Raw genomic sequence first — 20,720 nt, forward strand, 5'->3', positions numbered from 1 at the left:
AAGCCGGGAGGCTCGTATAACCGCCCACCGCCGGGCCGCCCCAAGGCGGCCGGCATTCCTGCTCGGGGGGTGGCGAACTACCCGCAGCGGTGTGGAGTGAAAAGCCGGGAGGCCTGACAGTTCAAGCGCTTTCTCGGGCGACGATGCGGAACCCCAGGTCGGCGATGCGATGTTCGCTCGCCATCCCGCGCCCGGCGGCCACCGTTCCCAGCCGGCGCAGCAGCATGCGACCGGCTTCGGCGCCGAGTTCGCGCGAGCGCACCTGCACGCTGGTCAGCGAGGGCACGGTGGCCGCGGCGATCGGCTGGTCGGAGAAACCGACGACGGCGATCTTCTGCGGCACCGCCCAGCCCTGTCGCTGGCACTCGAAGAGCGCCGCGGCGGCCAGCGTGTCGTTGCTGCAGAAGACGCCGTCGATGGACGGATGGCGCTCCAGCAGTTCGCGCAGGGCCCGAGCGCCCGTCTCGAAGGTGGTGGGTGGCGCGCCGGCGTCGATGCAGGCGGGCGCGATGTCGCGCCGGGCCAGCGCGGCGGTGAAGCCTTCCAGGCGCTTGGCCGAACGCTGTTCCTCGATGCCGATATAGGCCGGACGCCGGCAGCCGCGCGCCAGCAGGTGCTCGGCCGCCGCCTCGCCGGCGGCGTAGTTCGAGAAGCCGACCGCCATGTCGAGCGGCTCCAGGCCCAGGTCCCAGGTCTCGACGATGGGAATGCCGGCAGCCGCCAGACGGCCACGAACCGCTTCGGAGCGTTCGGAGCCGGTGAGCACCATAGCGTCGACGCGGCGTCCCAGGAAGGTGTCGACCAGGCGTTCCTCGCCCACCGGCCCGTAGCCGGACTGGCCCAGCAGCAGCTGGTAGCCCGCCGCGGCCAGCACTTCGGACAGGCCGTCGATGGTTTCGGCGAACCAGGCGTTCGACAGCGTGGGCACGATGCAGCCGACGATGCGCGAACGGCTGGACGCGAGCGTGCCCGCGTTGAGGTTGGGCACGTAGCCGAGCCGGGCGATGGCTTCCTGCACCGCCACGCGGGTGGCGGGCGCCACGCTGGCGGGGTTGCTCAGGACGCGCGAAACCGTGACGCGGGCAACACCCGCCAGGCGCGCCACGTCCGCCATGCGGACCGGGCCGCTCGGGCCGTCCGGGTAATCAGGTGCTTTCACGTCGCACGACCTCGAAACCGATATCCACTGCCGTGTCGGCCTGCTGCTGTCCGCTCAAGCGCGCCAGCAGCAACTGGCCGGCGCGTTCACCGATGCAGCTGCCACGAACCCGTACCGTGGAGAGACGCGGAAACCCCGCGCGGGCGATCGGCATGTCGCCGAAACCCATGACCGCGATGCGGCCGGGTATGTCCCAGCCGCGTCGGTGGCACTCGAAAAGCGCACCGGCAGCCAGGATGTCGTTTTGGCAGAAGATCGCGTCGATGTCGGGACGGCGCGCCAGCAGGGCCGACAGCCGCAGTCCCACGTCGTCGATCTGTGCGGGAGGCAGGATGAGTTCGGCCGGCACGTCGCCCGCGCCGCGTTCGGTGGCGATGGAACGCAGGCCGGCCAGTCGCTGCATGGCGCGGTCTTCGTCGGCGCCGATATAGGCGGGGCAACGGTAGCCGCAGTCGAACAGGTGGGCGCCGGCGACACGGCCGCCCTCGTGCTGCGAAAAGCCGACCGACAGGTCGATCGGCGCGGCGGCCAGGTCCCAGGTCTCGACCACGGGAATTCCGCTGCGCTGCAGCCTGGAGCGCAGGCCGGCGGCATGGTTGGTGCCGGTCAGCACGATGGCGTCAACGCGCCGCGCCAGGAAGGAATCGACCTGACGGGCCTCGTCTTCGACGCGGTAACCGGTCTGGCCCAACAGCATCTGGTAGCCGCCGTCGCCCAAGGTGCGGGCCAGCGCCTCGACGGTCTCCGAGAACGCCGGGTACGAGATCGACGGCACCAGGCAGCCGACGATGCGCGAGCGTCGCGACGCCAGGCTGCCCGCCGTCATGTTGGGCAGATAACCGAGCTGGGCGACCGCCGCCTGGACTGCGGCCAGCGTGGGGGCTGCCACCTGGTCGGGCGTATTGAGCGCGCGCGACACCGTCACCAGCGACACGCCGGCGGTCGCCGCGACGTCCGCCATGCGGGCGGTCCCGGGCGTCGTGGCGGCCATGCGGCGGCGTTTCGGATGAGCAGCGGAAGTCAAGAAGGCAGGAAAAGGAGAGGAAACAAGGCCCGGCGGGCAAGGAATCGTTGGCTTCGTCGTTCTGGTGTACGAAACTAACGGCCGACCGGATTCAGTCAGCGCGGCAGTATGCAGCCGCGCTGCGACATTCGTGTCACACCTCCGCCACGGTTATGGTTATGAAAACGCTTCCATCGGCGATGTTTTCCTGCCTTTTGTGTCGCACCTTTTTCCCCTGACAAGAAGTGCCAAGTTTTTCACATGCATATGGGAGCGTTTCCATATGCGATGGTCGCGCGCCCGTCGGTTGGATGTCGCAACGCTCGGCGCGTCCTCGAGCGCATCAGGAGGTCGAGGCGAAACGTTCGTCGAAACAGCCGCCAACCCAATCGATGAAAACCCGCACTCGTGGCGACAACAGCCGGCTGTGCGGATACAGCACCGAATACGGCATCGGCGGGCAGGGGTAGTCGCGCAGGATCTCGACCAGGCCACCCTCGCGCAGTTGACGCGCCACGCCGTAGCGCGGCACCTGGATGATTCCGCAGCCCTGCTCGGCGCAGGTCTTGTAGCTGTCGGCGCTGTTCACGCTGATCCAGCCCTCGAGCAGGTGCTGCTCCACGCGGCCTTGCACCTGGAACTCCAGCGGATAGAAGCCGGCGCGCGCGGTGGAGAAGAAGTTCACCGCCCGGTGGCCCACCAGATCGGCCGGTGAGCCGGGCGTGCCGCGCTCGCGCAGGTAGGCCGGGCTGGCGCAGGTCACCTGGTCGATCAGCGCCAGGCGCCGGGTCACCAGCGAGGAATCGCGCGGCTCGCCGGCCCGCACCACACAGTCGACGCCCTCGCGCACCAGGTCGACCAGCCGGTCGCCACTGCCCACGGCCAGTTCGATGTCGGGGTAGCGGGCGTGGAATTCCTGGATGCGCGGCAGCAGGATCTCGTTGGCCGGCGCGCCGTGAATATCGATGCGCAGCCGGCCCTGCGGGCTGAGCGCCCGCTGCGCGAGCGACGACTCGGCGTCTTCCAAATCGTGCAGCAGCGCCCGGCAACGCTCGTAGAAGGCCTCGCCGTCGACCGTGGTGCGCACCTCGCGGGTGGTGCGCTCGAGCAGGCGCACCCGCAGGCGCGCTTCGAGCTGCTTGATGGCGTTGGTGGCCGTGGCACGCGGAATCGACAGCGCCGCCGCCGCGCGAGTGAAGCTGCGCAGGTCGACGATGGAGATGAAAAGCCGCATCGAGTCGAACCGGTCCATGTTGCAGCTGCATTGTTGAGACGGGCGGAATTGTATTGACCGTTTCGATGGCTTTATCCCGTTCGTACAAACACCCAGACTGGCCGTCCCCCGACCGAAGAACGAGGATCGCCATGCCTTTGCCGCCTCTCCCCTCCACGCTCCTGCAGCTCCGCCGCCACGGCGCGAGCTTCCGCGCACGCCTGGAAAACCCCGCCTGGCTGCTGCTGCGGATGGCCTTCGGCGCCATGCTGATGACGCACGGCGTGCCCAAGATGCTCGGCCGCGCCCACGGCAGCATGGCCGACCCGATGGCGGGCTCGGTCCGTCTCATCGGCGAAGTGCTGCAGTTGCCGGCCGCACCGTTGATTGGCTGGTGCGTCGCGCTGCTCGAAGGCGCGGGCGGCCTGCTGCTGGTGGCCGGCTGGCTGACGCGCCCGCTGGCGGCGATGGTGACGGTGCAGATGCTGGTCATCAGCTGGCTGCTCGCCCCGACCTTCGCCTGGATCGACCGAGGCTTCGAATACCCGCTGATGTTGGCCTTCGTCGCGTTTTTCATGCTGACGCGCGGCGCCGGCCCGGTGTCGGTCGACGCCTGGCTGGCGCGCGGCCGGCAAACCCCGGCGCCCGCGTGGCCGGAGGTGGCGCGATGAAGCCGTTGGCCAGGCTGCCGCTGCGCCGCCGCACGCTGATGGTGGGGTCGCTGAGCGGGGTGGCGGGCGCCGCCGTGGCGCAGGCACCGTCCACGCCCGCCGAAGCAACGGCCGACGGGCGCGTGCCGGTGTCGCTCACGGTCAACGGCCAGGCGGTCGCGCTGCAGCTGCAGCCGCGCGAATCGCTGCTCGACGTGCTGCGCGAACGGCTCGACCTGACCGGCGCCAAGAAGGGTTGCGACCACGGCCAATGCGGCGCCTGCACGGTGCACCTGGACGGTCGCCGGGTGGCGTCGTGCCTGACCCTGGCCGTCAAGACTGACGGCCGGACGGTGACCACCATCGAAGGCCTCGCCGCGCCCGATGGCACGCTGCACCCGATGCAGCAGGCCTTCGTCGACCACGACGCGCTGCAATGCGGCTACTGCACGCCGGGGCAGGTGATGGCGGCCGTCGCCTGCGTGCGCGAAGGCCATGCGACGAGCGAGGCGCAGATCCGCGAGTACATGAGCGGCAACCTCTGCCGCTGCGGCGCCTATGCGGCCATCCTGCGGGCGATCCGCGAGGCCGCGCCGCGCATGTCGGCCCCGCAAGGCGGCCGCCATGCGTGACTTCGCCTACCTGCGCCCCGCCAGCGCCGCCGAGGCGGTGGCACTGCTCGGCCGGCACCGGCCCGGTGCGCGCTATTTCGCCGGCGGCACCACGCTACAACCGGGCGCACGCGGTGCTGGGCGCGAGCCCGGCCTGCGCGGCGGTGTACCCGGGCGATCTGGCCGTGGCCCTGGTCGCGCTCGACGCGGTGGTCGACACCGTCGGCGCCGCCGGCAAGCGCTCGCTGCCGGTCGCCGCGCTCCACTTGGCTCCCGGCGACACGCCGCAGCGCGAGACGGTGCTGGAAGGCGACGAACTCATCGTGCGCATCCGCTTGCCGCGCAGCGCGGCGGCCCGGCGCTCGACCTACCACAAGGTGCGCGACCGCGAGTCCTTTGCCTTCGCCCTGGCCTCGGCCGCCGTGGCGCTGGAGATCGGCGGCGGCCGGGTGCGCGACGTGCGCATCGCCCTCGGCGGCGTGGCCACCCGGCCGTGGCGCGCGAGCCAGGCCGAGCGCAGCCTCGTCGGTGCCTCGCTCACCCGCGCATCGGCACGCCGCGCCGCCGAGCTGGCGTTCGCCGATGCGCGTCCGCTGTCGCACAACGCGTTCAAGGTGGCGCTCGGCGTGGAGACGGTCACCGACGCGCTCCTGCTGGCCCGCGACAGGAGCTGACACCCATGGCCATCCGTACCCCCACTCCCACCCCCCGCACGCCGCAGCCCGGCGCCGAACGCGTCGATGCGCGCGACAAGGTCCGTGGCGCGCTGCGCTACGCCGGCGACCAGCGACGGCCCGGCCTGCTGCACGCCGCGCTGGTCGGTTCGCGCATCGCGCGCGGCAGCGTCGAGGCGATCGACACCCGGGCCGCGCGGCGCCTGCCCGGCGTGCAGGCGGTATTCACCCACGAGGACATCGACGCGTTCGAAGGCGGCGGCTTCCTGATGGCCGGCGGCTTCGGCTTCCAGAGCGTCTACCCCCTGCGTTCGGCGCAGATCGCCCATCGCGGCCAGACGGTGGCGATGGTGGTGGCCGACAGCCTGGAGACCGCCCGCGAAGCCGCCGCGCTGGTGACCGTGCGTTATGCGACCGTGCCGTTTTCCGCCGGCCTCGACCAGGCCGACGCGCCGCCGGTGGCGCAGGCTTCGGTGCTGCCCCTGCCGCCATTCGCCGACCGGCGCGTGGGCGACGCGCCCGCCGCGCTGCAGAGCGCCGCCGTCACCGTCGACCTGCGCTTTGAGCTGCCGGCGCAGCACCAGAACCCGATGGAGATCATCGCCACGCTGGCCGAGTGGCAGGACGGCCGGCTCACCGTGCACGAGCCGACGCAGAACAGCGAAGGCGTGCGCCACGGGCTGGCGCGGCAGCTGGGCATTTCACCGGGCCTGGTGCGGGTGGTGTCGCCATCGCTCGGCGGCGGTTTCGGGCAGAAGAACTCCCTGCAGCCGCACACCGCGCTGGTCGCCCTGGCCGCACGGCGGCTGGGCCGGCCGGTCAAGCTGGTCATGACCCGTGCCCAGCAGTTCCACAACGCGAGCTTTCGGCCGGCCGGGCGCCACCGGGTGCGACTGGGTGCCGATGCCGGCGGGCGCCTGGTGGCGGCCGTGCACGAGATCGACCAGCAGACCTCGCGCCACGACCTGTTTCCCTCGGTGGGCACCGAGATCACGGCGCGCCTCTACGGCGTGTCGCATTACCTGGGCGTGGAGCGGCTGGTGCGCACCGACGTGCAGACGCCCGGCTACATGCGCGCGCCCTTCGAGCATCCCGCCGCCTTCGCGTTCGAGAGCGCCGTCGACGAGATGGCCTATGCGCTGGACCGCGACCCGGTCGCCTTCCGGCTGGCCAACGACGCCGCGACCGACCCACTCACCGGCAAGCCCTTTTCGTCGCGCCACAGCACCGAATGCCTGGTGCGTGGCAGTGAGATGTTCGGCTGGCAGCGCCGCAGCATGGCGCCAGGCTCGATGCGGGCGCCCGATGGCAGCCTGGTCGGCTGGGGCGTCGCGCTGGGTCTCTACAAGGCCGCGATGGCACCAGCCTTCGCCACGGTGCGGCTGCAGGCCGACGGCGCGGTGCGGGTGTCGGTGGGCGGGCACGAGATGGGGCAGGGCCTGCGCACCACCATCGCGGTGACCGTGGCCCGCACGCTGGGCGCGCCGATCGCCGCGGTGGAAGTTCGGATCGGTGACACCGCGGGCGCGCCGCAGCATCTCACCGCCGGCTCCTGGGGCACCGCCACCGCGCTGCCGCCGGTGATGGAGGCCGTGGAGCGCCTGCTGGACGACCTGCGCCAGCACGCGGGCGACGCCACCACCGCGCCGGGCACGAACGCGCTGCAGCTGTTGCGCGGCTCCGGGCGGCCGTTCGCGCAGGCCGAGAGCCGCCGCCGCGCACCCGGCCAGCCGGAGCAGGTCTTCGGCCGGCTCACTGGTGGATTGCCGGCGGCGGCGGGCCCGGAATATCCGGACTTCGTGGCCTTCAGCTTCATCGCGCATTTCGTCGAGGTGCGCGTGGAGCCGACGACGCGGCGCATCCGGGTGCCACGCGTGGTGAGCGTGGCCGACTGCGGCGCGGTGATCAGCCCGCGCACCGCCCGCAGCCAGGTCGAGGGCGGCGTGGTCTGGGGCATCGGCGCGGCCCTGCGCGAGGCCAGCGAGGTGGATCCGCGCTACGGCGGCTTTCTCAACACCGACCTGGCCGAATACGTGCTGCCGGTCGCCGCCGATATCGGCCGCATCGAGGTCGACTTCGTCGGCCGGCCCGACTACCGCTTCAACGCCTCGGGCGCCAAGGGGCTCGGCGAGGTGGCGATGGTGGGTGTGGCGCCGGCCATCGCCAATGCAGTTTTCCACGCGACCGGCAGGCGTTTTCGACGACTGCCTTTGCTGATGGACGATTTGTTCGCATGATGCACCGAGCGCCCCGGGTCACGGCCATGGAAATTTCCGAATCCGCCGTGCGGTCCGCGCCGTATAGCACCGCCTATGACCGAGCCCCGTACCGAAGCCGAACTGGAAGAAGAACGCCGCTACGAGCGCGCCTTGCTGCTCAACACCGTCCTGATGATCGTCATCGGGTTCATGATGGTGTCCATCGTCTGCACCCTGGCCGCGGCCTTTTTCTACTTTCTCCATCGCTGAAGTTCAGACCAGCTCGAAGGCCGAGCGCAAGGCCTCGCAGAACGTCGGCGTGCCGGTGATCGAGAGGCTCACCGAATGCCGGGTGATGCCGGGCGTGCGGCTGCCGACAGCGACGGTGCCGGCCTGGGGATCGAAATGCAGCTCGACCGCCGTGCGCACTTCTTCGGCGCCCTCGAGCAGGTAGTCCCATTCGCCACCTTCATCGAGCGGTGCGCGTGCATGGGGAAAGCTCTCGTGCGCCCAGCCCAGCACCCGAGCGATTTCTGCCCACAGCGCGGGCAGCCGGTCGACGGCCACCGAGGCCATCGCATCGAAGACCGCCGAGCCGTCGGCGTCTTCGCTGATGTCGAAATCGAGGTAATGCAGTTCCATGAAAGCGATGATGCCCGGGCACCGAAGCGCCCGGGCATCCGGCCCTCATGCGGTCGCGGTCAGACCACCGCCATGACCTGGCTGTCGTCGTCCTCGGGCGTACGCGGCTTCTCCTTGCCGAACCAGGCCACGTAGAGCGCGGGCAGCACCACCAGCGTGAGCAGGGTGGCGGTGAAGAGGCCGCCGATCACCACGATGGCCAGCGGCCGCTGCGTCTCCGAGCCGATCTCGTGCGACAGCGCCATCGGCAGCAGGCCGAGCGCGGCGAGCATCGCGGTCATGAGCACCGTGCGCAGGCGCTGCATCGAGCCCTCGCGCACCGCCTCTGTCACGGTCATGCCGGCATGGCGCAGCTGCTGGAACACCGACAGCATCACCACCCCGTTGAGCACCGCCTGGCCCGACAGCGCGATGAAGCCGATGGCCGCCGACACCGACAGCGGGATGCCGAAGATCCACAGCGCGACGAAGCCGCCGATCAGCGCCAGGGGCACGTTGACCAGGATCAGCCCGGCCATCTTGAAGGACTTGAAGGCGTCGAACAGCAGCACGAAGATCAGCAGCAGCGAGATCGGCACGACCACCGCCAGGCGCTTCATCGCGCGTTCCTGGTTCTCGAACTCGCCCGACCAGTTGACGACGTAGCCCTGCGGAATCTTGACGTTCTTCTCGACGCGTGCCTTCATGTCGGCGACCACCGAGCCCATGTCGCGGCCGGAGATGAAGATGCCGATGGCGGTGGTGCGCCGGCCGGCTTCGCGGGCAATGTTCATCGCGCCGACGGTCTCCTGGATGTTGGTCACGTCGGCCAGCGCCACGTAGCCGCCGTCGGGCGTGGCGATGGGCGTGCGGCGCAGGTTGGCGATGACGCGTTCCTCGGCCGGCAGGCGCACCGCCACGGCGAACTTGCGCTCGCCTTCCCACAGGCTGGTGGCGGCCTTGCCGGCGAGCGCGGCCTCGATCACGTCCTGGATGTCCTGCACGTTCAGGCCGTAGCGGGCGGCGCGGTCGCGGTCGATCGCCAGCACCAGCTGCGGCACCTGGCCGTCGCGGTCGATCTCGGCGCGGGCCACGCCCTCGACCTGCTTGACTTCATGCGCGATCTGGTCGGTGACCGTCTTCATCAGCGCCAGGTCGTCGCCGGCGAGCTTGATCACGATCTGGCCCTTGATCTGCGAGATCGACTCCAGCACGTTGTCGCGGATCGGCTGGGAGAAGGCGGGGTCGATGCTGGGAATGGCCGACAGCACCCGGTTCATCTCCTCGGTGATCTTCTCGCGGGTCATGCCCTTGCGCCATTCGTTCTCGGGCTTGATGTCCACGAAGATCTCGGCCATGGAGATCGTCTTGGGATCGGTGCCGTCCTCGGGCTGGCCGGCCTTGGAGACCGTGGTGCGCACCTCGGGCACCGTCAGCAGGGCCTTGCGCGCCATGTGCAGCACACGCGAGGCCTCCTGCGTGGAGACGTTGGGCGACAGCGTGAAGTTGACCCAGGTCGTGCCTTCGTTGAGCTCGGGCAGGAATTCCGAGCCCAGGCGCGAGGCGACCACCGTGGTCAGGCCGAAGGCGACGACCGCGGCGATGGCCACGGTGCGCCGGCGGCGCAGGGCCCAGTCGAGGATGGGCGCGTAGAAGTGCTTGGCGCCGCGCACCACGCGGTTGTCGCCGTGCGGCAGCTTCTTGCGCAGCATCCAGTAGGCCAGCAGCGGCACCAGGGTGAGCGAGAAGATCAGCGAGCCGATCAGCGCGGTAGTGACCGACAGCGCCATCGGCTGAAAGATGCGGCCTTCGTGGCGCTGCAGCGCGAAGATGGGAATGTGCGCCGCGATGATGATCAGCATCGAGAACAGCGTGGGCCGGCCGACCTCGTTGACCGCGTTGATGATGGTCTCGCGCCGCTCGTTCTCGCGCATGTTCTCCTTGCTCTCGGACAGGCGGTGCAGCACGTTCTCGATGACGATCACCGCGCCGTCCACGATGATCCCGAAGTCCATCGCGCCCAGGCTCAGCAGGTTGGCGTGCACGCCCATGATCTTCAGGCCCATGAAGGTCGACAGCAGCGCCAGCGGAATCACCACCACCACCGCCAGGCTCGCCCGCAGGTTCGACAGGAAGATGTAGAGCACCAGCGACACCAGCAGGGCGCCTTCGACCAGGTTGCGGAACACCGTGGAGAGGGTCTTGTCCATCAGCCAGGTGCGGTCGTAGAAGGGCACGATCTGCACGCCCGGGGGCAGGCCGCGCGCGTTGATGTCGGCGATCTTCTCCTTGACCGCCTTCAGCACCACGGTCGGGTTCTCGCCTTTTCGCATGATGACGATGCCGGTGACGATGTCGTCGTCGTTGTCCTGGCCGACCACACCCAGACGCGGCACTGCGCCGATCTTCACGTCGGCGATGTCGCGGATCAGGATGGGCGTGCCGCCGCGCGCGGCGACCACCACGCGGCCGATGTCGTCGGCCGACTGCAGCAGGCCGATGCCGCGAATGGTGTATTGCTGCGCGCCCTGGCGCACATAGCTGCCGCCGGCGTTGGAGTTGCCGCGGCCGAGGGCGTCGAGCAGGTTCTGGAAGGTGACCTTGTAGGCGCGCAGCTTGTCGAGGTCGGGCTGCACCTCGTACTGCTTGATCGCGCCGCCCATGGCGACCACGTCGGCCACGCCCGGCACCTGGCGCAGCGCGCGCTCCACCACCCAGTCTTCTTCGGAGCGCAGCTCGGTCGTGCTGCGGCCGTCGCCGCGCAGGCGGTAGCGCATGATTTCGCCGACCGGCGTGGCGTTGGGCGCGATGTCGGCTTCCACGCCGTCGGGCAGGTCGATGCCGCGCAGGCGCTCGGCGACCTGCTGGCGCACCAGGTTGACTTCGGCGTTGTCGTCGTAGGTCACCACGGTGAAGGACAGGCCGAACTGCGTGTGCGAGAACACGCGGATCGAGTTCGGCAGGCCCGACATCGCCACCTCGATCGGCAGCGTCACCTGTTTCTCGACTTCCTCGGCCGCGCGGCCGGGGTACAGCGCGATGACGGTGACCTGGGTGTCGGTCACGTCCGGAAAGGCTTCGACCGACAGGCTTTTGAAGGCGAACACGCCGGCCAGGGCGAACAGCAGCGTGCCCAGGACGATGAACAGCGGCTGGTGCAGCGCGTAATGGATGAGACGCTTCATGCTTGTCTTACTTGGCCTGGTTGGCTTGGGGCGAGGTCGGATTGCCGGCGTCTTCCATGGCGACGGAGAATTCACGCGCCAGCAGCAGCGCGTTGTCGGCCACCACCTGCTCGCCGGCGGCCAGACCCGAACTCAGCACCACCTCGCGGTTGCCCATGTGCCCCATCGTGACCATGCGCGGCTCGAACACGCCGGGCTGCACCTGCACGAAGACCTTGTGCTGGTTGCGCTCCAGCACGATGGCGGTGGCCGGCACGACCACGCCGTTCATCTTTTCGCGAACCCGCGCGGTGACGAGCATTTCGCTCTTCAGGCGGCGGTCGGTGTTGGCGATGACGCCCCGGACCTTGATGGTGCGGGTGCCCGGGTCGATGGAATCGCTGGTGGCGATCACGCGGCCGGTAAAGGTTTCACCGGGATAGGCGGGCACCTGCAACTCGAAGGTGGTACCGGGCTGCATGCTGCCGATGTCGATTTCCTTGGCGTCGATCAGCACCCACAACGAGCTGGGGTCGGTCACCACGAACAAGGCCGGGGCGCCCGGGCCGCTCTGGTCGGGGCGCACTTCCTGGCCCGGGTTGATGTTGCGCTCGACCACCACGCCGGCGATGCCGGAGGTCAGGCCGAGCTGCTGGTTGATCGACGATGCGGCGCCGTACAGGGTGGTGCGGGCCGCGGCGCGGGCCGATTCGGCCTGGGCGCGGGCGAGGTCGGCCTCGGTCTGCTCCAGGTCCTTGCGGGCGATGATGCCGGCGTCGAACAGCTCGCGCTGGCGGGCCAGCACCTTGCGCGCCAGGTTCACGTCGACGCCGGCCTTGGTGGTGTCGCTCTGCGCGGCGCCGAAGTCGGGCGAGGCCAGGCGGGCGAGCACGCTGCCGGGCTTGACCACCGCGCCGATGTCCGCACCGATAGCCACGACCCGGCCACCAAAGGCCGGATAGATGCGCTGGGTGCGCTCCTCGTTCCATACCAGGCGCGCCGGCAGGTCGGCCACGATGTCGGTGGCGGGCCGCGAGGGCACCGAGTTGAGCAGGGCCAGTTGCGGATGGCCGGTCGGGAAGCGCAGCTGCTTGCCCTGCAGGATGGGCGGCGCCGGCGGCGCGGCCACGGCCGTCTTCTCGGCGGATTCGCCGCAGCCCGCGAGCAGGGCGCACGCGGACACGGCGCCGGCGATCAGCAGCGTGGCGAAGGAAGAACGGCGGAAAAGCATCGACGGCAGGGAAGGCATGGCGGATCTCGGTGCGAAACGGGGGGCGGTGTCGGTCATGGCGGAGCCGGGCGTCTGGTTCACGGCGCCAGCAGCAGGCCGGGCTGCGTCTGCAGCGTCCATGCGCCGGCGGCCTTGGCGTAGTCGGTACGGGCGTCGATGGCTTCGAGCAAAGTGGCGCGCAGCGTGCGGCGGGCATCGAGCAGGTCGACCAGCGGGATCGCACCGCGTCGGAAAGCGAGTTCGGCGCCCTCGGCCACGCGGCGGGCGCGCGGCAGGATCTCGACCTCGTAGCCCTGGGTGCGGCGCTGCGCGGTGAGCGCGGTCTGCTGCAGGCCCTGCAGCTCCAGGATGGCGTCGCGACGGGCCTTGTCGAGCGCGTCCTCGGCTTGCGTGAAGCTGGCCTGGGCGCGGCCGATCTCGCCTTCGAAGCTGTAGCCCCACTGCAGCGGCATGGAGGCGCGGAACTGGATCAGGCGCGTGGAGACGCCGGGGTAGTGCTCGAAGCCGGCACCGATGGTGACGTCGCCCTTCTTGAGCGCGATCGCGCCGTCGAGGCTGGCCTGCGCCGACTGCACCCGGGCGGAGGCGGCGCGCACGTCGGGGCGGTTCTCGGCAAGCGAGGCGAGATCGACCCGTTCCACGTCGACCGGCGGCAGGGCGGTGTAGCCGTCGGCGCGCAGCTGGCGTGGCATGGTGCGGCCGGCGCCGCGCGCGCCCATGGCCTGGGTGAGGGTGGCGGCCGCCTGCAGGCGATCGAGCTCGGCCTGCTGCACGTCGGCACGGGCGCGCTGGGCCTCGATGGCGGTACGGGCCGCGTCCTGGGCGGGCAGATCGCCGGCCTGCACCCGGCGGTCGGAGGCGCGCGAGAGCTCGCCCGCGCTGCCGGCGATGGCGCCCACCTCCACCGCGCGATCCTGCGCCGCCAGCAGGTCGTAGTAGGCGGCCAGCGCGGTGATGAGCGCGTGCACCCGCACGTCGTCGACATCGGCACTGGCGGCGGCGGCGGCACGTTCGGCGGCCGCCGTGCGCAGCAGGCGCTTGTCGCCGCGTTCGTAGGTCCAGTCGAGGCCGATGGTCTTGTCGATGCGCTTGTCGCGGATCGCGTTGCCGGCGCCTACGCCGTTCTTCAGGTCGATGTTCTCGGCGACACCGGAGAGCACCGGCAGCGGCGCGTGGTCGGCCGCCAGGATGTCGGCGCGGGCGGCCGCCAGATTGCCCTGGGCGATGGCCACGTCGAGGTTCTCGCGGGCGGCCGCCAGGGCCTGGGCCAGCGTCAGCGTGTAGGGCGCGCCCATGGCCTGTGCGGCCTGGGCGGTGAGGGTCAGGGCGGCCGGCGCGGCAGGCACCGGCACCGGGGCGGCGGTCTGCGCCGCGAGGGGCATGGCGAGGCCGAGGCCGCCCATCCAAAACAACTGTCGTATGCTCATGGACGACGTTATCGCGGCACGGTACTGACCATCGCCTGACCGCCGCCATCGAGGGGCTTTCGCTCCGGTCGAGAGCCCCGTCCATTTTCTGTTTTCAGCCACAGCCGATGCGCATCCTCGTAGTCGAAGACGATCCAGTCCTGCGGGACGTCATGGTGCGCAGCCTGCGCGATGCAGGCCACCGCGTGGACGAGGCCCGCAGCGTGGCCGAGGCCGATCATTTCTGGCGGGTCCAGCCTTTCGACGCGGTGCTGCTCGACCTGAACCTGCCGGCCTCCAACAGCACCGGAGCGGCGCCCGGCAGCGGTCTCGACGTGTTGCGTTCGGCGCGCGGCCGGGGCGACCGCACGCCGGTGCTGGTGCTGACCGCGCGCCACCGCACCGAAGAGCGCATCGCCGGCCTCGACGCGGGCGCCGACGACTACCTGGGCAAGCCCTTCGAGCTGGCCGAGGTCGAGGCCCGGCTGCGCGCCCTGGTGCGTCGCGCGCAGGGCACGCAGGACATCTCCTCGGTCGGCGCCCTGTCGCTCGACCGCAAGGCCCGCCGCTTCGCACTCGACGGCCAGCTGCTCGAACTACCGGCGCGCGAGTTCGAGGTGCTGTGGGAGCTGATGACACCGCCCGGCCGCGTGGTCAGCAAACGGACGCTGTCGGAAAAGCTCTCGAGCTTCGACGACAACCTGGGCGACAACGCGCTGGAGGCCTTCATCTCGCGGCTGCGCAAGAAGCTCACGAACAGCGGCGCGGGCATTCGCACACTGCGCGGCCTGGGCTACCTGCTGGAGGCCGAATCCGGCGCCGGAGACGCGATGTGACGCGCGCGCCGGCGCAGGCGGACGACGGCCTGAAGCCCCTGCCCGCGCCACCGCCGGTGCCCGGCCTGCCATCGCTGCGCACCCGGGTGCTGCAGCACGTGCTGGTGCCGCTGGCGCTGGCCTGGCTGCTGGGCGTGGTGGTGTCGATCGCCGTCGCCATCAACTTCACCCAGCGGGCCTTCGACCGCGCGCTGCTCGACGACGCTTATTCGGTGGCCGCCAACGTGCACACCACCGGCGAGGAGCTGGAGCTCGGCCTGTCGCCGCGCGAGGTGGGCGCGGTGCTGTTCGACCAGTCCGAGCGCATCTACTTCGCGGTGCTCTGGCCCGACGGCACGCTGCTGGCCGGCCACGGCGGGCTGCACGCGCCGCCGCCGGAAGACGGCGCGCGCTACCGCTTCTCCGACATCTCCTACCAGGGCCGGCCGCTGCGCGCGGTGCTGCTGCGCACCGGCCGGCCGCAGCCTTTCGACGTGGTGATGGCCGAGACCACCCAGTCGCGCGCCACGCTGCTGCGCAGCCTGCTGCTCTACGCCATCGCGCCGCAGCTGGTGCTGCTGGTGGGCCTGGCGGTCTGGATGGGCCGCGCCGTGGCGCGTGACGTGCGACCGCTGCAGGCCCTGCAGGAGACGTTGGATACCCGCAGCGCCAGCGACCTGTCGCCGGTGCGGGTGGGCGGATCGACGCGCGAGGTGCGCCGCCTGGGCGATGCGCTCGACAGCCTGTTCGCGCGGGTGGGCGCCGGCGTGCGGGCGCAGCGCGAGTTTGCCGGCAACGTGGCGCACGAGCTGCGCACGCCGCTGGCCGGCATCCGGGCGCTGGCTGAATACGGACTGGCGCAGCAGGATCCCGCTGCCTGGCGCGAGCAGCTCGAACGCATCGCACGTAGCGAGGAACGCGCCAGCCGGCTGGTCGACCAGTTGCTGGCGCTGGCGCGCGCCGACGAGGCGCCGGTGATGCGCTTCGAGCCGATCGCACTCGACGAGATCGCCCGCGACGCGGTGCTGCGCTTTCTGTCGCGCGCGGATTCGGCCGGTGTCGACCTGGGCGCGCGCGGCCTCGACGAAGCGGTGGAAGTGCTGGGCCATGCGGCCTTGATCGACGGCATCGTCAACAACCTGATCGACAACGCGCTGCGCTACGGCAAGCCGGCCGACGGCTCGCAGCCGCGCATCACCGTGGCGGTGACCGCCGAGCCGGACAGCGACGAGGTACGGCTGACCGTCGTCGACAACGGGCCCGGCATTTCCGTGGAGCAGCAGGGGCGGCTGCGGCAGCGCTGGGCGCAGGGGCCGGAGGGCGCATGGCTCAAGCAGGGCGCGGGACTGGGGCTGTCGATCGTGGCGCGCTATGCGCAGCTGCTGGACGCGCAGCTCTTGCTGGAGCCCGCGGCCCAGCATCCCGGGCTGGCGGCCTCGGTCATCCTGCGGCGGCCGCCGCCGCTGGGGTCGACGACCTGACGCTGACCATCTCTTCGACGGCGTGTCGCCATCGCGCGGAGAGATACAGAAGTTCGTTTGAAAGCGGCGATGGATCTGCCGGCGGCACGACCATGCGGGTTCGATGACATCCAGAACCTGAACCCATGTTGGGCCTCGCCACCACGGCCGTGACCACACGCCGAGCCGCCGAACCGTCGGACGTGAAACACCCGCCGCAGCTGACGCGGGCCGACGACACGGATTCGGAAACCGGTCTGGCTCCGGCCCACGAATTGCGGCACCCGCTCGCGGTGCGCGCCCGCGACTGGATCAGCGGGCATTTCTGCGAGATCCACGCGCCGCTGGGCCTGCATGCGTGCGGCTTCTACAACCATGTCTATGACCAACCCCGCGTGCCGGTGCGGTCCGAGCCCGCGGATGCGCTGTATCTACAGCGGGACGGTGGCCGGACGGCTCGCCACGCGGGTCGCCACACGTCATCGAAACGCGCGGCCGACACCACTGCATCAGCCCTGCCTCGCAGCGTCGCCGAACTCCTCATGCGCCTGAGCCGCGACCCGGTCGACCAACAAGATGCGGCGTGGGCCGGTGCACCGGCGCTGCTGCCGGCGGTCGTCGACCGGCTCGGTGCGGGCGACGATCCCGAACTGGCCGACGGCATGCGCCTGCTGGTCACCCAGGCCTTGTTGACCGGCCGCGTGCCCGCGTCCCTGACGTCGCTCGTGCTGGACCGGCTGCGCGTGCCCGGGTGGTGGCGCCATGTGGGCGCGGGGCCGGCTTGTCCGCCGGATGCGGTGGATCGCCTCGCGCTCGCGTTGGCGCAGCGGCTGTCGCGCTCCGGGCTCGGCTTGCGGGCGCTGCGCGCGCTCGGTGGCGATGCCGCGGTGACCGCCACGGCCGCGCGCGTACGACTGCAGGCCGGCGACTATCTGCGCGCGCATCCCGTGCAGACGGTCGATGCCACGCATCCCGCACGGCTGGCATGGGAAGCGGCAGGCGTCTGCCTGGCGGGCGGCAAGCCGACATCGGCACAGCGGCTGGCGCTTTTCGAGTGGTCGCACGGCGTGCCGCACGACGATGGCGCCACGCTGCGCCGGATGCAGGCCGTGCTGCACAAGTTCCAGCACAAGACCATCCACCGCTGGGGCGTGGAAGACTCGCTGCGCCTCGGGCTGATGCGGCTCGTGGGCAAGCGCCAGGGGCCGCTGCGCGCGGCGATGCTGTGCGATCCCGCGCCCTTGCGAAAGACCGGGACCGCGCCCGCCACCGGTGGCGGCCTCGCCTCGGTGGCCGCCGCTGCCGATGCCCGGCGCGAAGCGCTGGAGGCCGCGCTTCGCACGCCCGAAATGAGCATCCTCGCCGTGGCACGGCAGGCGGATCCAGTGAACGCGCTGCTGGAGACGGCAGCCTGGCGTTGCTGGTGCCGGCAGGGCGGGCCGGATCCGTGGGAACTATCGGAACGACTGGCCGAGGAGGTGTCGGAAGAAGCGTCGCGCATGTGCCTGCGGCAGCTCGACAGCCTGCAAGAGCCGTGGCCGGACCCGACCACCATGAGGCGCCTGAATGTCATCGGCGACACCTGGCTGGCGATGACCGCGCTGAGCCTGCTGGCCACCGGCGGATACGCGGCGGTGCTGGCGCAGCCCCGCACCTGGAAACATCTGCTGGCCTGGAGTCGCGACGCGGGGCAGGGCGTGTCGCCGGCGATGCGGCTCGTCGTACGGACGCTGCGGCGCTGCGGCACATCGACCATCGCCGTGGCGGCGCCACTGGCGGCGCCGCAAGAGCCCGCCGCGCAGACCGACACCATGCGGCAGCTCGCACGCGACATGGTGCGCGGGTTGGCGACGATCTCGCGCCTGCAGCTCAGCGACGGGCAGGTGCAGGGGGCGAGCACCAAGCAGCTCTCCCGCATCGCCTCCGCCGCCGCGACCTTGAGCGGCGTGCCGGTCAGTGCCGAAGTCGATCTGGCCGCCACGCAGTTCCGGGAAAGCGTCTTCGAGCTCGCCCGCGGACCGGACGGCATCCGCCTCTTCATCGGCACTGCCACGGGCTCGAGCCAGCAGGTGAAGCTGGAGGCGGGCGTGGGCTGCCGCGTGAGCGTGCCGGGCGTGGCGGCGCGCGCCGACCTTCGCCTGTCGGCGACGCCGCTGCACCGCGAGTTGATCCGTCCCGAGGGTCTGCTGATCCGCATCGCGCGCCGCCCGACGGCCGATGGCGCAGACTTCGACGACGAGGCCATGTACCGCAGCGCCGAGGCGGTGGTGGACCACCTGTTCACCAGCGCCCCTTCGGCATCGGAGGACGCGGCCATCGACACCTGGCGCCGGCTGGTCGACTACGCGCTCTACCGCGACGATTTGTCCGTCAACTGGGTGAACGCCTTGTCGGTGGAGTCTTCCGGCAGCGCGCAGGGCTCGGCGGGCGTAACCGCCCGGGTGATGAATCTGTCGGTGGGACCGGAAGTCTTTGCACAAGCCCATCTCCACTACGGCAGCCGCCATGACTGGCATGAGACAGGCCGGCGACGGGTGCTCGAATACCAGCACCGGGTCGGCCACGGCTTTCAGGTGGGTGCCGCGCTCGGGCTGCGGATGAGCGTGGGCGGCAGGAACACGTCGACCCAGGACGAACCGGAGGTCACGCCGATGCCTGCGCACCCGGCCCCGGTGGAGCTCACGGGCGACCCGGCGACGGCCACGTCATCGACGCCCAACCGCATCAAGCTCACGGTGGCCGACCTGCACCTGCCGGTACATACCCGGCATTTCAATCACCTGCGTTCGGGCAAGCTGCGACTGGTGGAGGAGGGCGGCGACATCGTGGCGCACGCCAGCACCTTCGATGTCGAATACCAGGACCGCGCCGACTGGGAAGACGCCCTGTGTGCCGAGCTATTCGGCTGGCTGGCCACGTTCGAAGCCCAGGCGACGCTGCAGGGCCGCAGCCGGCCGGCGGACGCAGCATCGGCCAAGCTCGGCCGCTTTCTGCGCCTGGTGCAGCGCAATGAACGCGACTTCGACGCCTACCTGCTGCGCTACCAGTTGCGCGACAGCGTGGCGCGGCGGGTGAACCTCAACCGCGCCTTGTTGGCCGGCCTGGGCGACGATGCGCCGCCGGTGTTACGTCGGCAGGTCGAGGCTGAAAACGCCGCGATGCTGCACGAACGCGGCGCCTGGATCGAGGTGGAACTGAAGGTGCGCCAGCATGCGGTGAGCTTCCGTCGCTCGGGCCTGGACTTCGGCGTGAAGCTGCAGCGTCGGCTGCGCCTGTATTCGGAGCGCGACTGGATCGGCCTGCGCGCCACGCCGGCCGCCGTGCGGGCACGCGAGTCCGACGACACGCGGCCGATCGCGCAGCCGAATTACTGGCCCGCCAAGGTCGGATAGTCGGTGTAGCCGTGCTCGCCGCCACCGTAGAAGGTGGCCTGGTCGGGTTGATTGAGCGGCGCGTTTTCCTTCAGACGGCGTACCAGGTCCGGGTTGGCGATGTAGAGCTTGCCGAAGGCGACCAGGTCGACCTCGCCGTCGGCCACTTTCTTCTCGGCCAGTGCGCGGTCGTAGCCGTTGTTGGCCATCCAGGCGCCCTGGCCACCGGCCTGGCGGTAGGCGGCCTTGAGCGCCTCGTAGTCGAAGGGCCGGTCGGGCACCTCGCGCGGGCCGCCGGTCGCACCTTCGATCACGTGCACATAGGCCAGGCCCAACGGCGCGAGTTCGCGCACCACGTAGTCGAACAACGCCTGCGCGTCGTCGTCTACCACGTCATTGGCCGGGGTGACCGGCGAGAGCCGGATGCCGACCTTGCCGCCGCCGATGTCGTCGACGATGCCGCGCGTGACCTCGAGCAGCAGGCGGGCCCGGTTCTCGATGCTGCCGCCATAGTCGTCGGTGCGCTGGTTGGAGCTGGTCTTGAGGAACTGGTCGAGCAGGTAGCCATTGGCGCCGTGCACTTCCACGCCGTCGAAGCCTGCCGTCTCGACCGCGTTGCGGGCCGCCGCGCGGTAGGTCTTGACGATGCCGGGGAGCTCGCCGACGTCGAGCGCGCGCGGCGCGGACACGGGCACCATCTCGCCGCTGCCGTCGGCATGCACCAGGTAGGTCTTGGCTTTGGCGGTAATGGCCGAGGGCGCCACCGGCGCGGCGCCTTCGGGCTGCAGCGAAGTGTGCGAGATGCGGCCCACATGCCACAACTGCACCACGATGCGGCCGCCGGCCTCGTGCACCGCCGCGGTGACCTTCTTCCAGCCGTCGAGCTGCTCGGTGCCGTAGAGGCCCGGCACGTGCGCATAGCCCTGGCCCTGGTGGCTGATCGCGGTCGCCTCGGTGATCAGCAGGCCGGCGCTGGCGCGCTGCGCGTAGTAGGTGGCGGTGATGTCGAGCGGGATCGCGTCGGGCGAACGGTTGCGGGTGAGCGGCGCCATCACGACGCGGTTGGCCAGCTGCAGGCTGCCGGCCTGGACCGGGTCGAACAGGGAAGGGGCTTGGGAAGGGTGGGACATGAGACGGGCGCTTC

16 protein-coding genes are annotated in these 20,720 nt (G+C 70.7%); 8 read left to right on the plus strand and 8 right to left on the minus strand.

From position 1 onward, the window contains the following. Positions 1–121: 121 nt before the first annotated feature. From R9X41_RS23040 to R9X41_RS23050, 3 genes are all read right to left on the minus strand, one after another. On the minus strand, positions 122–1,159 hold the full coding sequence (locus R9X41_RS23040; RefSeq protein WP_318632756.1) for a LacI family DNA-binding transcriptional regulator: 1,038 nt from the start codon (positions 1,157–1,159) through the stop codon (positions 122–124). After that, positions 1,146–2,150, minus strand: coding sequence for a LacI family DNA-binding transcriptional regulator (locus R9X41_RS23045; RefSeq protein ID WP_318632757.1), 1,005 nt, complete (start codon positions 2,148–2,150; stop codon positions 1,146–1,148). Before R9X41_RS23045 ends, R9X41_RS23040 begins: the two co-directional genes overlap by 14 nt. Before the next feature lie 355 nt (positions 2,151–2,505). After that, a complete protein-coding gene (locus tag R9X41_RS23050; RefSeq protein ID WP_318632758.1) occupies positions 2,506–3,414 on the minus strand; it encodes a LysR family transcriptional regulator in 909 nt (302 codons plus the stop codon). A gap of 113 nt (positions 3,415–3,527) precedes the next feature. Between R9X41_RS23050 and R9X41_RS23055 the strand changes: the two genes are divergently transcribed. The 5 genes from R9X41_RS23055 (at position 3,528) to R9X41_RS23075 (ending at position 7,778) form a co-directional block, all read left to right on the plus strand. Beyond that, positions 3,528–4,046, plus strand: a complete 519-nt coding sequence (locus R9X41_RS23055) for a DoxX family protein (protein WP_318632759.1) — start codon at positions 3,528–3,530, stop codon at positions 4,044–4,046. Continuing rightward, a complete protein-coding gene (locus tag R9X41_RS23060; RefSeq protein WP_318632760.1) occupies positions 4,043–4,657 on the plus strand; it encodes a (2Fe-2S)-binding protein in 615 nt (204 codons plus the stop codon). The genes R9X41_RS23055 and R9X41_RS23060 overlap by 4 nt, the downstream gene beginning before the upstream one ends. Beyond that, on the plus strand, positions 4,654–5,310 hold the full coding sequence (locus R9X41_RS23065) for an FAD binding domain-containing protein (protein WP_318632761.1): 657 nt from the start codon (positions 4,654–4,656) through the stop codon (positions 5,308–5,310). Before R9X41_RS23060 ends, R9X41_RS23065 begins: the two co-directional genes overlap by 4 nt. A gap of 5 nt (positions 5,311–5,315) precedes the next feature. Then, positions 5,316–7,547, plus strand: coding sequence for a xanthine dehydrogenase family protein molybdopterin-binding subunit (locus R9X41_RS23070; RefSeq protein ID WP_318632762.1), 2,232 nt, complete (start codon positions 5,316–5,318; stop codon positions 7,545–7,547). 75 nt (positions 7,548–7,622) lie between these two features. After that, on the plus strand, positions 7,623–7,778 hold the full coding sequence (locus R9X41_RS23075; protein ID WP_318632763.1) for a hypothetical protein: 156 nt from the start codon (positions 7,623–7,625) through the stop codon (positions 7,776–7,778). Between the two features lie 3 nt (positions 7,779–7,781). Here R9X41_RS23075 and R9X41_RS23080 read toward each other — a convergent pair whose 3' ends face one another. From R9X41_RS23080 to R9X41_RS23095, 4 genes are read right to left on the minus strand one after another with little or no spacing between them, the layout of a single operon-like run. Then, the gene (locus R9X41_RS23080; protein WP_318632764.1) at positions 7,782–8,150 is read right to left on the minus strand and encodes a hypothetical protein; all 369 of its coding nucleotides are present in this window, start codon (positions 8,148–8,150) and stop codon (positions 7,782–7,784) included. Between the two features lie 59 nt (positions 8,151–8,209). Further along, positions 8,210–11,314: an efflux RND transporter permease subunit gene (locus R9X41_RS23085; protein ID WP_318632765.1), complete on the minus strand. Its 3,105-nt coding sequence runs from the start codon at positions 11,312–11,314 to the stop codon at positions 8,210–8,212. A 7-nt stretch (positions 11,315–11,321) separates the two neighbouring features. Continuing rightward, a complete protein-coding gene (locus R9X41_RS23090) occupies positions 11,322–12,542 on the minus strand; it encodes an efflux RND transporter periplasmic adaptor subunit (protein WP_318632766.1) in 1,221 nt (406 codons plus the stop codon). Between the two features lie 59 nt (positions 12,543–12,601). Further along, entirely contained in the window at positions 12,602–13,951 is a 1,350-nt protein-coding gene (locus tag R9X41_RS23095; protein WP_318632767.1) for a TolC family protein, read from the minus strand. A gap of 107 nt (positions 13,952–14,058) precedes the next feature. On the opposite strand from R9X41_RS23095, the gene R9X41_RS23100 reads away from it, so the two are divergent. The 3 genes from R9X41_RS23100 (at position 14,059) to R9X41_RS23110 (ending at position 19,597) form a co-directional block, all read left to right on the plus strand. Beyond that, positions 14,059–14,766, plus strand: a complete 708-nt coding sequence (locus R9X41_RS23100; RefSeq protein ID WP_318632768.1) for a response regulator transcription factor — start codon at positions 14,059–14,061, stop codon at positions 14,764–14,766. Next, positions 14,763–16,226 (plus strand): sensor histidine kinase, encoded by a 1,464-nt coding sequence (locus tag R9X41_RS23105; protein WP_412556643.1) that lies wholly within the window; start codon positions 14,763–14,765, stop codon positions 16,224–16,226. Before R9X41_RS23100 ends, R9X41_RS23105 begins: the two co-directional genes overlap by 4 nt. 125 nt (positions 16,227–16,351) lie before the next feature. After that, positions 16,352–19,597, plus strand: coding sequence for a hypothetical protein (locus R9X41_RS23110; RefSeq protein WP_318632769.1), 3,246 nt, complete (start codon positions 16,352–16,354; stop codon positions 19,595–19,597). Here R9X41_RS23110 and R9X41_RS23115 read toward each other — a convergent pair. Then, the gene (locus tag R9X41_RS23115) at positions 19,573–20,706 is read right to left on the minus strand and encodes an alkene reductase (RefSeq protein ID WP_318632770.1); all 1,134 of its coding nucleotides are present in this window, start codon (positions 20,704–20,706) and stop codon (positions 19,573–19,575) included. The genes R9X41_RS23110 and R9X41_RS23115 overlap by 25 nt on opposite strands. Between the last annotated feature and the right edge of the window lie 14 nt (positions 20,707–20,720).

Origin of the sequence: Xylophilus sp. GOD-11R, assembly GCF_033546935.1 — a bacterium.
Lineage (GTDB): Bacteria > Pseudomonadota > Gammaproteobacteria > Burkholderiales > Burkholderiaceae_C > Xylophilus.